General features: G+C 63.3%; 11 protein-coding genes, 1 pseudogene and 1 riboswitch. Of the genes and pseudogenes, 2 read left to right on the forward strand and 10 right to left on the reverse strand.

The features are described 5' to 3' along the window. Positions 1-69: 69 nt before the first annotated feature. The 5 genes from metF to RBRH_RS11840 form a co-directional block, all read right to left on the reverse strand. A complete protein-coding gene (gene metF, locus RBRH_RS11820) occupies positions 70-900 on the reverse strand; it encodes a methylenetetrahydrofolate reductase [NAD(P)H] (RefSeq protein ID WP_041753914.1) in 831 nt (276 codons plus the stop codon). Positions 901-941: 41 nt separating this feature from the next. Next, positions 942-1,307 (reverse strand): phage holin family protein, encoded by a 366-nt coding sequence (locus tag RBRH_RS11825; protein WP_013436541.1) that lies wholly within the window; start codon positions 1,305-1,307, stop codon positions 942-944. Positions 1,308-1,383: 76 nt separating this feature from the next. Then, entirely contained in the window at positions 1,384-2,805 is a 1,422-nt protein-coding gene (gene ahcY, locus RBRH_RS11830) for an adenosylhomocysteinase (protein WP_041753915.1), read from the reverse strand. Between the two features lie 29 nt (positions 2,806-2,834). Next, a riboswitch (S-adenosyl-L-homocysteine riboswitch) is annotated at positions 2,835-2,949 on the reverse strand. A 32-nt stretch (positions 2,950-2,981) separates the two neighbouring features. Beyond that, on the reverse strand, positions 2,982-3,704 hold the full coding sequence (locus RBRH_RS11835) for an LrgB family protein (RefSeq protein WP_013436543.1): 723 nt from the start codon (positions 3,702-3,704) through the stop codon (positions 2,982-2,984). Between the two features lie 11 nt (positions 3,705-3,715). Beyond that, entirely contained in the window at positions 3,716-4,174 is a 459-nt protein-coding gene (locus RBRH_RS11840) for a CidA/LrgA family protein (RefSeq protein WP_370645092.1), read from the reverse strand. A 141-nt stretch (positions 4,175-4,315) separates the two neighbouring features. On the opposite strand from RBRH_RS11840, the gene RBRH_RS11845 reads away from it, so the two are divergent. Further along, on the forward strand, positions 4,316-5,233 hold the full coding sequence (locus tag RBRH_RS11845) for a LysR family transcriptional regulator (protein WP_013436546.1): 918 nt from the start codon (positions 4,316-4,318) through the stop codon (positions 5,231-5,233). Between the two features lie 140 nt (positions 5,234-5,373). Here the strand turns inward: RBRH_RS11845 and RBRH_RS11850 are convergent, their stop codons facing one another. The 5 genes from RBRH_RS11850 to RBRH_RS11870 all read right to left on the reverse strand — a co-directional run bounded on the left by RBRH_RS11850 (position 5,374) and on the right by RBRH_RS11870 (position 10,783). Continuing rightward, complete coding sequence (locus RBRH_RS11850; protein ID WP_157864498.1) at positions 5,374-6,099, reverse strand: PepSY-associated TM helix domain-containing protein; 726 nt, start codon at positions 6,097-6,099, stop codon at positions 5,374-5,376. 20 nt (positions 6,100-6,119) lie between these two features. Further along, positions 6,120-6,806 (reverse strand): Fe2+-dependent dioxygenase, encoded by a 687-nt coding sequence (locus RBRH_RS11855; protein WP_041753917.1) that lies wholly within the window; start codon positions 6,804-6,806, stop codon positions 6,120-6,122. A gap of 28 nt (positions 6,807-6,834) precedes the next feature. Next, positions 6,835-9,030, reverse strand: coding sequence for a TonB-dependent receptor (locus tag RBRH_RS11860; RefSeq protein WP_041754580.1), 2,196 nt, complete (start codon positions 9,028-9,030; stop codon positions 6,835-6,837). A 270-nt stretch (positions 9,031-9,300) separates the two neighbouring features. Further along, on the reverse strand, positions 9,301-10,341 hold the full coding sequence (locus tag RBRH_RS11865) for a serine/threonine protein kinase (RefSeq protein WP_041753918.1): 1,041 nt from the start codon (positions 10,339-10,341) through the stop codon (positions 9,301-9,303). Between the two features lie 229 nt (positions 10,342-10,570). Next, complete coding sequence (locus RBRH_RS11870) at positions 10,571-10,783, reverse strand: hypothetical protein (protein WP_041754581.1); 213 nt, start codon at positions 10,781-10,783, stop codon at positions 10,571-10,573. Positions 10,784-11,194: 411 nt separating this feature from the next. Here RBRH_RS11870 and RBRH_RS11875 point away from each other — a divergent pair. Next, a pseudogene (locus tag RBRH_RS11875) lies at positions 11,195-12,603 on the forward strand (amino acid permease). Positions 12,604-12,700: the final 97 nt, after the last annotated feature.

Below are 12,700 nucleotides of genomic sequence, written 5' to 3' on the forward strand. Positions count from 1 at the left end.
ACGGAAAAAAACATACGTTCGACAAATTCACAACGGCCGACGTGCGCCACGCCGTCATTGCGATGGCGCTCAGACGCGCAGACGCTCGCAAATCGCCTTGCTGGCCGCCGCGCCGTTCAGCGTGTAGAAATGCAATCCCGGCGCGCCGTTCACGACCAGCCGCTCGCACATCGCGGTCACGACATCCAGCCCAAATGCCCGAATGGCATCACGGTCGTCACCAAAGTTCTCCAGTCGCCACGCAATCCACTTCGGGACCTCTGCGCCGCACATTTCGGAAAAGCGCATCAGTTGCGCATAGTTCGTGATCGGCATGATGCCGGGCACGATCGGCACGTCGACACCGAGCTTGCGCACGTCGTCGACGAAGCGGAAATAGGCGTCCGCATTATAGAAATACTGTGTAATCGCCGAGTTTGCGCCCGCCTTCACCTTGCGTGCGAAATTCTCCAGATCCGCGCGCGGCGACCTCGCCTGCGGGTGGTATTCGGGATACGCGGCCACTTCGATATGAAACCAGTCGCCGTGCTCGGCGCGCACGAACGCAACCAGGTCGCACGCATAGCGCAGTTCGCCGACCTCTCCCATGCCGGAGGGCAGGTCACCACGCAGCGCGACGATGTGCCGGATGCCGTGCGCGCGGTACAGTGCCAGAATGCCGCGCAAGCTCTCCTTCGACGCGCCGATGCACGACAGGTGCGGCGCGGCCTCGAAGCCCTCACCCGCCATTTCGAGCACGGTATCGAGCGTGCCCTGCTGCGTCGAGCCGCCGGCGCCAAACGTCACCGACATGAACTTAGGCTTGAGTGGCGCCAGCTGCGCACGCGTTGCGCGCAATTTGTCGATCCCTTCCGCCGTCTTCGGCGGAAAGAACTCAAACGAGATTTCGGGCAGGGACATAGGGTGTATTGGAAAGAGAGGCGTGCCGCCGCCAGCGTGCGTCAGTACCAGCGCTCGACGGTAAAGCGCTGACCAAGGATCAGCGCGCTCAGCAGATACGACACGATGCTGTACAGGATCGAGCCAAAGAATGCCGACCAAAAGCCGGAGACCTCGAACCCCTTGAGCAGCGTTGCACCCAACCAGAAGCACAACGCATTAATCACCAGGATGAACACCCCCAGCGTAAGCACCGTCAGCGGCAGCGTGAATAAGATCAGAAGCGGCCGGATAATCGCGTTGATTAACCCGAGCACGAGCGCGACGATCAACGCGGTACCGAAGCTCTTGATTTGAATCGACGGCACAATATACGTGATGATCAACAGCGCAAGCGCATTAATCAACCAGGTCAGCAATACAGTCATCGCGGGCTCCCTGTGATGCGGCCGATGTGCGCTGGGGCACGTTGTCGATCGTGCCCCAGCGCGCGTGCAGCCGCGGTTAGTAACGGTAATGGTCCGGCTTGAACGGACCGTGCTTGTCCACGCCAATATACCGTGCCTGCGCGTCGCTAAGCTCGGTCAGTGTCGCGCCGATGCGCGCCAGATGCAGTCGCGCGACCTTTTCATCCAAGTGCTTAGGCAGCACGTAGACCTTGTTTTGATACTGGTCGCCGCGCGTGAACAACTCGATCTGCGCGAGCGTCTGATTCGTGAACGAATTGGACATCACGAACGATGGGTGGCCGGTCGCGCACCCCAGGTTCACGAGCCGCCCCTCGGCCAGCAAAATCACCCGCTTACCATCCGGGAAGATGATGTGGTCCACTTGCGGCTTGATATTTTCCCACTGGTACTGGCGCGTGGACGCTACCTCGATTTCGGAATCGAAGTGGCCGATATTGCACACGATCGCGTTGTGGCGCATCGCCTTCATGTGGTCGTGGTTGATCACATGATAGTTGCCGGTAGCCGTCACGAAGATGTCGGCCTTGTCCGCCGCGTACTCCATCGTGACGACGCGATAGCCTTCCATCGCCGCCTGCAACGCGCAGATTGGATCGATCTCAGTCACCCACACGGTCGCGCCGAGCCCGCGCAGCGATTGTGCGCAACCCTTGCCGACGTCACCGTAGCCAGCCACCACGGCAATCTTGCCGGCGATCATCACGTCCGTGGCACGCTTGATGCCGTCCACCAGCGACTCGCGGCAACCGTACAGGTTGTCAAACTTGGACTTGGTCACCGAATCGTTCACGTTGATGGCCGGGAACGGCAGCCGGCCCTCGCGCTCCATCTGGTACAACCGATGCACGCCGGTCGTAGTTTCCTCGGTCACCCCGCGAATGTGCGCGAGGCGCGTCGAGTACCAGCGCGGGTCCACGTCAAGACGACGAGCAATCGCGTTGTACAACGCGACCTCTTCCTCGTTGAGCGGCTTGGAGATCACCGAGCGGTCCTGCTCGGCCTTCGCGCCAAGGATCAGCAGCAGTGTGGCGTCGCCGCCGTCATCGAGGATCATGTTGGCGAACTGGCCATTCGGCCATTCGAAGATCCGGTGCGTGAACGCCCAGTATTCGTCGAGCGATTCGCCCTTGTACGCAAACACCGGCGTGCCGGTTTCGGCGATCGCCGCCGCTGCGTGATCCTGCGTCGAGAAGACGTTGCACGAGGCCCAACGCACGTCGGCGCCCAGCGCTTTCAACGTCTCAATCAGCACGCCGGTCTGAATCGTCATGTGCAGCGAGCCGGCGATGCGAGCGCCCTTCAGCGGCTGCTCGGCCCGGTACTCGTCGCGCATCTGCACCAAGCCCGGCATTTCGGTCTCGGCAATGTTCAGTTCCTTGCGGCCCCACGCGGCGAGCGACGGGTCGGCGACGACATAATCCTGGGATGGGCTTTTTTCGTAAACTGCGGCGTTCATCACGCCTCCTTTTCTGTCAAAAGAAATAAAAGACGTGAGCGCCGTTGTGACGACGACCGCAAGCGTTGAACGCGCAAAACGGCACCGCCGATCGAAGCGTTTCGAGCCTGGCGGCCGTCAGCCGTCGCAACGCTCCTCGAAACGAACCGTGATTGTAGCAAAACAACGGATATCGCTCAATTGAGCCAGACGGCCAGCAGCGGGGCCAACAACACCATCACCACACCACAGATCATCATCGTCAGGCTGGCAACGACGCCCTCCTGACTGCCCAGCTCGCGCGCTTTGGCGGTTCCAGCCCCGTGCGCCGCGGCGCCGAGCAGTGCGCCGCGCGCCAACCGGCTTCTGAGCGGCAGGATCGCCAGCACCAGTTCGCCGACCAGCATGCCGACCACGCCTGTCGCGATCACGAACAACGCAGTCAGATCGCGCGGCGCATGCAGCCGGTCGGACACCGCCAACGCGAACGGCGTGGACACCGAACGCGTGAGCAGGCTGTGCTGCAGGTCGGCGGACAAATGCAACCACCGCGCCAACGCGAGCGAACCGGCGGCGCCGGACAGCACACCCACGGCAACACCGACCGACAACGACAGCCAATGGCGCCGGATCAACTGTCGATACTCATAGATCGGCACCGCGAACGCAACCGTGGCCGGGCCTAGCAGCCACATCAGCCAGCGAGTATCGCGGAAATAAACAGGGTACGGGATGCGCGCGAGCAACACGATCGCACCGAGCGCAACCGGCACGACAAGTAACGGCGTCAGCCAAGGCCAGCGAAAACGGGCATAAAGCGCCTTCGAACCGATGTACAGCACGATGGTCAGCGCGAAGCACGCCGCCGCGATCCACGACGCGGCACGCTCCGATGCAATCAGCGCGGGCAACGATGGCATGATGTTCCCGACTACACGGCATGCGCGCGTGCGCGCCGCAGCGCGAGACGCCGCTCGAACTTCGCAGTCTGCTCGACCGCGACCGCAACCGCCACCATCGCCAGCAGCGTGCCGCCCACGACCACCAGCGCGAGACGCCAACCTTGCGCCTTGAGCACGTCACCGTACTGGACGGCGGCAACCGCGGCCGGAATGAAGAACAACAGCATCTCGGACAGCAGCCAGTCCGCGCCGGCCTTGACCCAGCGTGGCGCTATGCGGCCGGAGAACAGCAGGACGAGCAGCAGGCCAAGCCCCAGCACGCCGCCGTTCATCGGCAAGCGCATCCCCTGTGCTAGCGCATCGGCGGCGATCCAGAGCAGCGCCAGCAGCGTGCTTTGTGCCGCTACGATCGCACCTCTTTCGAGCGCACGCGCCACCCGGCCCGCCGACGACATAACAGGATTGGCGTACGAGGAATTGGCGTTCATCATGCACTCCGTGGATGCGATGGGCCGCCCGTCGCGCGACGGCAGCGGCCCCTATTCATGCAAAAAGAGTATAAGTTGCACCGCATCATAAATATAATGAATTACCATAATAATTTCGATTCCAAAATGGAATAACAACCCATGGAACTGCGCGCGCTGAAGTACTTCGTTGAGGTCGTCCGACAACAGAGCTTCACGGCGGCGGCCGAGCGGATGTTCGTCACGCAGCCCACGATCAGCAAAATGGTCAAGGCGCTCGAGGACGAGATCGGTTCACCGCTGCTGCTACGCGACGGCCGTCAAATGGTGCTCACCGACGCCGGCCGAATCGTGTACCAGCGCGGCCAGGATGTGCTGAGTGCGCACGCGCAATTACAAGCCGAACTGGACGATTTGGGCACGCTGGGCCGTGGCCAACTCACGCTGGGCATCCCGCCAATGGGCGGCGCGTTGTTTACCCGCGTGATCGCCGTGTTCCGGCAGCGCTACCCGGGCATCGACCTAAAGTTGTTCGAACAGGGCTCGCGCGCGATCGAGACCGCGCTGCTGGCCGGGGAACTGGAATTGGGTGCATTGCTGCAGCCGGTGAACACCGATGTGTTCGACGTGCTGCCGGTCAGCCGCCACCCGCTATGGTTGATCGCCCCACAATCGTCGCGCTGGCGCGACGCCGCGCGGGTCGAACTAACCGAGCTGTCCCATGAGCCCTTCGTGCTCTACGGTGAAAGCCTGGCGCTGAACAATATCGTGCTGGAGGCATGCCGCAGGGCCGGGTTTTCGCCCACTATCGCCGGGCGTAGCGGGCACTGGGACTTCATCACCGCACTGGTGGCCGCTGGCGTGGGCGTTGCGCTGCTGCCCCGCCCATACTGTGAGCGGCTGGATCCGGTGCGCTTCGCGCGGGTGCCCGTCGAACCGGAGATCCCTTGGGACATGGCGCTGAGTTGGCGTCGCAAGGGCTACCTATCGCATGCGGCGCGCGCGTGGCTCGGTGTTGCGCGAGAGCTGCTGCCCAACCAGGACGGCGCCGATTTCACCGGGCCACCGGCCGACATCTGACGGTTTGCCGCATAAGCCAGCACCAAAATGGCCAACCTGACACGGCTCGATTGCGTGATCGCAGCACAACGCTGATGCGCGCTTCGCACCTGAAGGCGACATGTCAACGTCTCGCGCGCCAACGTCACCTGCCGCCGCGGTCACACGATGCCGCACACAACCATCGCGACCAGTGACACGGCGAAGATCGCGGCGCCGATCGTCTTGCGCCGGTTTAGCTCAGTCCACAGCAATACGCCGGTCAACGACAGCAGCACCAGGCTGCCGGCGATCGTATCGACGAACAAGATCCAACCGATACCCATGCCACCACCACGGTGCAAGTTGTTCAACATGGCGAGCAACGTTCCCTCGGTGCGTTTGAGCGACACCGTCGAATTGCCTGCCCAGTATTCGATCATGATCGACGTCCTCGGGCCGGTCAGCATCGCACTCCAGTGCTCCGGCTGCATCACGCTGCGATCGCCCCACGCGACCTTGTGTGCCGGCTCGCGCTGCGTGCGTCCGATACGGCCATCAAAGCGCAGTTCACGGCCGACCCACTCGGCGAGTGCTTGCGGCGAATCCGGAGCGGGAGCGGGCAGCAGCAGCCGCATTTGCGACACTTGCGGCTCACCCGGCGAGATTTTCATCGGCCCGCCGCGGTGATTCAGTAGGAAGCCGGTCACGCCGAACATCAATCCTAGCACCGCGCCCCACAGGCCGATCCAGCCATGCACGTTGCGCAGCCATTTGAGGAACGTCGAGCGGCGCGAGCGAGACTTGGCTGACGCCGCGCGCGACGCGGATGCGCCGATCGCCGTCGCCGGCAAGACCGCGCGCGCACGCACCGCCGGCTGCGTAGCGGCGTCGGCAGACTCGACCACGTCGTTCAGCGGGCAATGCGTCACGTCTCACCCCACATGCGCAGAAGATTGTGATAGCACCCGATCAGCTGCCGCCGCGCGAGGTCATCGGCATGATCGTGGTTCAGGCGCTGGATCGCCGTATCGAGGTCAAACAACAGCGCGCGCCTGGCATCATCGCGCACCAGGCTCTCGATCCAAAAAAAGCTGGCAAGCCGCACGCCGCGAGTGACCGGCGCGACCCGGTGGACGCTGGTCGCCGGATAAACAACCATGTCGCCGGCGGCCAGCTTGACCTCGTGCGCGCCATAGGTGTCCTCGATCACCAGCTCGCCGCCATCATATTCGTCGGGCCCGGCCAGGAACAGCGTCGCCGATACGTCGGTGCGCAGCTTCGCGCCATGCCCGGGCACAATCCGGATCGAACCGTCGACGTGGTCACCGAACGCCATCCCGGCGCCATAGCGATTGAACAGCGGCGGATACACGCGGTTGGGCAAAACCGCGCTGATGAACAGCGGGTGTCGCTCCAGCTCAGCCAGGATGATGTCACCCAACTCGCGCGCGATCGGCGCGCGCTCGTCGATTTGTTGGTTGTGCTTGACCGGTGCGCCCTGGTAGCCAGCGGTGGCGCGGCCATCGACCCACGCATGGCCGGCCACGTCCAGTGCGGCGCGCATCGCCTGCAACTGCTGCGGTGACAATACGTTCGGTATGGACACGATCATCTCGCGGCGCCTGCTGTCGGTTGCATGGTCAAATCCGGTAATTGAAGGTCGCCAGCAACGTGCGGCCCAACCCCGGCACCGCACGCCCGCCATCGGATGGAATCAGCGCATCATAGTAGCGCTTGTCCGTCACGTTCAGCAGGTTCAACTGTACGTCGTACTGCTTGGCGTGATACGCGAGCATGGCGTCCCAACGCGTATAGCCGCCAACAGACACCCGGTTGTTGTTCGCCGCATAGCGCGCGCTCACATAATTCAGGCCACCGCCCGCCTGCCAGTGCGGCATGAATTCATATGTCGTCCACAGCGTAAACATGTTGCGGGGCGTATTCGCCGGCGTGTTGCCCTGCGTGCCGTCCTTCGCGGCCGTGATGCGGCTGTTCAAGTACGTATAGCCGCCGTATAGCTGCCACTTGTCCGTGATCCGGCCCGACGCACCCAATTGGTAACCCCGTACCCGCACGTCACCGTCGAGCGAATACGCGCCGGTCGCATCCTGCGTGCGCGCGTTGGACTTGTCGATGTTGAATAGCGATTGTGAGATCGACAACGTGCCGCCCAGCAAATCCCATTTGCTACCCACTTCATATGAGCGGTTCGTTTCGGGCTTCAGATGCTGCGTGCCGTTAGTCAACGTCAGCGCCTCCAGCGACGGATTGAACGACGTGCCATATGATATGTAGTACGATTGGATATCGTCCGGCTGGTAGATCACGCCGCCACGCACGCTCGTGTAGCGGTTCGTCTGCGCGGCATAGGACGGCGCATTCATCGAGTTCGCGATATGGGCCTGATAGCGGTCCCAGCGCACGCCGCCGTCCACCTTCCACTGCCGCGTCAGCGACACCGTGTCATTCACATACACGCCGATTGAGTTCGCGCTAGACTTAGCCAGGTTGCCGGTGCCGTGCACCACATCGGCTGGCCGCGGCACGTAAGCGGCACCGGTCAGCGGCACCACGCCGATCACGTTGCTCGGCATGCCAGCGCCGGTTGCGGTATAGGACTGGTTGTTATATGTCTCATGCCCAAGCTCGAGACCGGCGATCAAGTCATGCTTCAGTGCCCCGGTCGCGACCTTCCATTCGACGTCCGTCGCGTTATAGAGCGAGTGATCGTTAATCACTCGGTCCTTGCCCATCAGCTTCACGTACAAGTTCGATAGCGGCAGCGACGTGTCGCTGCCGCTGGACAGCGCACGCGAGCCGGCGAGCGGCCCAGTCAGCACACTGGCAGCATTGGTTGCGCGCGCATCGGTCGCGTAGTGGCTAAACTGCGTCTGGTTGCGCAGCTTCAGTTCATCACTGAACCGGTGCTCAATGCGCGCCGACAGCGTCTGCACGTCCTGCACCGTGCGATCGCTGGTGTAGCCGTAAAAGCGCTCGAGGCCCACCGGCGCGGGATGTCCATTGACCGCCGGCACGCCATAGTCCGGCATGTCGCGGTTGTGCTGGATCAGCGCCGACAGGGTGATCTCGGTTGGCGCTCCGATACCTAGGCGCACCTGCGGCGCAATACCGAAATCCTTGTTGCGCATCGCGTCGCGCGTGGTACCCACGCTCTGGCCAAATGCGTTGACCCGCACCGCCGCGGTATCGGAGATCGGCTGATTCACGTCGACCGTGGTCCGGTAGTTGTCGCCCGTGCCGACGGTACCGCTTACCTCGGCCGAACGCGTCAAATTCGCTTTCTTGCTAACCTGGTTGATCACCCCGCCGGTGGAGCCACGTCCGAACAACATCGACGACGGCCCGTACAGCACGTCAATCGATTCGAGGTTGAAGGTGTCGCGATAGTACTGCCCGCGGTCTCGGAAGCCATCCAGATAGATATCGGTACGGGCCGTGAAGCCGCGCAGATTGATGTTATTGCCGATCTGCCCGCCCTCGGCCCCGCCGATCGTGATGCCCGGGACATTGCGCAGCGCGTCGGCAAACGATGCAACGCCCTGCGATTGCATCAAGGCCTTGTTGACCACCACCACCTCCTGCGGGATGTCCCGCAGCGTGGTGGGGCGCTTTGCGCCGACGAAGGCGCGCGTTGCCTGAAAATCGGCCCGATCCGCATCGCCGGTGACCCGTACGGCGGGCAGCGCGGCACTGGCCGCGGCGCCGTGCCGCGTGTCCTGTGAACTGGAGTCGGCCTGCGCGGACTGGGCAAGCACCGGCATCGGCACGGTAAAAGCGGCCACCAGCGCCGTGGCAAGCGGCGTCATCTTCGTCATTGTCGGTATGTCCTGCGAAAAGGCGACGCTCGCGCCATCGCGCTCGCATGGCGTCGCCCGCACGGCAAAGCGCCCTGCGGCATGTCTTGATTGTCGGCTGGCTCACGCCCCCATTACCGCATTACCGTTGTCGCGGCACGGGCGAGCGCGGTTGGCTGGCGGCTCGAGTTCGCGTATCCAGCATACCCGGAAATGCGAATCGTTATCATTACATGTGTCGCGTCTTTTTTCAACTTGAAAATGGCGGACAATCGATATCGGCCGCCCACCTCACACAGGCCACAGCGGCGGCTCCTGCAGCGCACCGACCTGCTCGCGCAACTCTAGGATACGATCCTCCCAGTACCGGTGCGTGTTAAACCACGGAAATGCGGCAGGAAACGCCGGATCGTCCCACCGACGCGCAAGCCATGCCGCATAGTGGATCAAGCGCAACGTGCGGAATGCTTCGATCAAGTGAAGCTCGCGTGAATCGAACTCGCAAAAGTCCTCGTAGCCCGCCAACACGTGACCCAGCGCACGGCTCGCCTGCGCGCGCTCGCCCGGCAGCAGCAGCCATAGGTCCTGGATCGCCGGTGCCATCCGGCTGTCATCGAAGTCAACGAAATGCGGGCCGGCATCGGTCCACAGCACGTTGCCCTGATGGCAGTCGCCGTGCACACGCAACGCTCGTACATCGCCGGCGCGTTCGAACGAGGCTTGCACCGCGTCCAGCGCCAGTTGGCTGATCGTCTCGTAGGCCTGCCGCAGCTCGACCGGCACGAAGCCGCTGGAGAGCAGATACGCACGCGGCTCATGGCCGAACGTGTCGATGTCCAGCGCCCCGCGGGCGACGTAGTCGCGCTGCCGGCCAATTGCGTGGATGCGGCCGATGAAGCGCCCCAGCCACTGCAACGTGGCGCTGTCGTCCAGCTCCGGTGCCCGGCCACCACGCCGCTCGAACAAGGCGAAGCGGAAACCGTCGATCTCATGCAGCGCATGGCCATTGAGCGTGATCGCCGGCACGGCCGGGATCTCGTGCTCGGCCAGCTGCGCAACGAACGCGTGCTCCTCCAGGATCGCCTCATCGCTCCAACGCCCGGGCCGGTAGAACTTCGCCACCAGCGGCGCAGCGTCTTCGATGCCGACCTGATAAACGCGGTTTTCGTAACTGTTCAGTGCAAGCAACCGTCCGTCGGTACGGCGGCCGCCGCGCGCCAGCACGGCATCGAGCGCGTCGAGCACGCGCTCAGGCGTCAGGCCCGCGTAGGGAGCCGGGGCGCCGGCATCGGCGCGCGGCGGATTATTGAAGCTGCGATCATTGGGTTCCATCCCGCCATTGTGCCTGAGCGGCGCGCGGCCCGAGCATCGCTGCACGCGGACGAGACGCAGTTCTGCCCGTGGCAGTGTTCGCAGCAACCCCACCCGCCAGCATACGAAGTAGCCCCCGCCAGTACCTGCGCCAGCGCGCCAAGCAGCCCCACCAGCACCCGTGCTAGCGCGCGAAGCAGCCCACCGCCAGCACCCGCAGCAGACCCTCACCTACCGCATCAGGGCTACATCAGTGCAGTGGCGCGTCCGCCGGGCGCACCACCTCGCCGGTCTCGATTAAATCTGCCAAGAAGAACGGCTCGGTGTTGAGCTGCTTGGATTGCCCCGGCTCACCCTCGAACCACGTCACCATCGCCATGTCGCCCAAAATGCGCAATACGATGCCGCGCGCGTCGCACGGCACCGCAATGTGGCTAGAACGCACGATCGAACCCACTTTCATGATTTCCCCCATTTTGATGTTCGCCCGTCCGACAGGCATTGTGTCGGCGATGCGCATCCTGCAAAAGCCCGAAATGAAGGCATAGCACAGTCCAATTGCGACTGAGCCGTCACATCTATGCGACAACATTCGTCGCGGCGCCCGGCCGTCGCCCCCGGTCCCACTGGTGCCTGGTGCCTGGTGCCTGGTGCCTGGTGCCTGGTGCCTGGTGCCTGGTGCCTGGTGCCTGGTGCCTGGTGCTGAATTTGACGCGCCGGTGCGCCGCTCGTCAACGCGGCCGGCTGCCTCGTCGCGCCACGCAACGTGCGACCAATCAGCGCAGTCCCGGCCGGGCCGGTTGCACTAGTCAGCTAGAATAGCCGGTTTTACCAAAGTCGGTTGCGCCGCTCCCCGGCTGCCGAGTACTGCCTTATGTCATTATTTCGAAAGAAAGATATTGGTCATATGCTGGCCCGCCGCAATGCCGACGACAGCTTGCGCAGGGCACTGGGCCCACTGGATCTCACGCTTCTGGGCATCGGAGCGATCATCGGTACGGGCATCTTCGTGCTGACAGGAACCGGCGCGGTGATCGCCGGCCCCGCCCTGACGCTGTCTTTCGTCATTGCGGCGATCGCGTGCTGCTTCGCGGCGCTCGCCTACGCCGAATTCTCATCGACGATTCCGGTCGCCGGCTCGATCTACACTTATTCGTATGCGACGCTCGGCGAGCTTGCCGCTTGGATCATCGGCTGGGATCTGATGCTTGAATACGGGCTCGCGACGTCGGCAGTGTCGGTTGGGTGGTCCGGCTACCTGCAATCGTTACTGTCCGGCTTCGGCATCACGCTGCCACAAGTACTGACTGCGGCGCCCGGCACCGTGCCCGGCCACACGACGTGGTTCAACCTGCCAGCGTTCCTCGTGATGATGGCCATCACATTCCTGTTATCGATCGGCGTGCGCGAATCCACTCGGATCAACAATGTAATGGTCGCGATTAAGGTAGCCGTCGTGCTGCTGGTGATTGCAGTCGGCGCGTTCCATGTCCGGCCCGCGAACTGGCACCCGTTCATGCCGATGGGCTGGTCCGGCATATTTGGGGCCGCTGCGGTGATGTTTTTCGCCTTCATCGGGTTCGACTCGGTGTCATCCGCGGCAGAAGAGGTCAAGAACCCGAAACGCGACTTGCCGATCGGCATCATTGCGTCGCTCGCCGTCTGCGCGGCGCTCTATGTGACGGTCGCCGCCGTGGTCACCGGCATCGTGCCGTACGGTGAGTTCGCGAACGTGTCGCATCCGGTATCCTACGTGCTGCAGAGGATCGGCGCGGACTGGGTCGCCGGCTTCGTCGATCTGGGCGCGGTGCTCGGCATGCTGACGGTGATTCTAGTAATGATGTACGGCCAGACACGCATCATCTTTGCGATGTCCCGGGACGGCTTGCTGCCCGCCGCGCTCTCGCGCATTCGCATCCGCGCTTCCAGACGCCGCTGATCACCACCTGGCTGGTCGGCATCTTTTTCGCGTTGATCGGCGCGTTGGTGCCACTGGACGTATTGGCGGAGTTAATCAATATTGGCACGCTCGCCGCGTTTTCGATGGTCTCGGTCGCCGTGCTGATTCTACGCCGCACGCACCCGACGCTGCCGCGCGCATTCCGGTGCCCAGGCGTGCCGCTCGTGCCAATGCTCGCGGTCGCATCCTGCGTGTTCCTGATGGCCCATTTGCAGGGGATGACGTGGGTCGCATTCGTGGCATGGCTGGCGCTGGGACTGGCCGTGTACTTCGGTTATTCACGGCGGTATGCGAAGCTCGCTTTGAACCCCGAGCACGGATAGCGCTCGCGGCGGACCGGATTGTGCCTGCATACGCGCTGTTTCGTGCGCGCCAGCCGGGTGCCCAGTTATGATGTCGGCCGCATCCGGCGATACGGCG

This window comes from Mycetohabitans rhizoxinica HKI 454 (assembly GCF_000198775.1).
In the GTDB taxonomy this organism is placed as follows: domain Bacteria; phylum Pseudomonadota; class Gammaproteobacteria; order Burkholderiales; family Burkholderiaceae; genus Mycetohabitans; species Mycetohabitans rhizoxinica.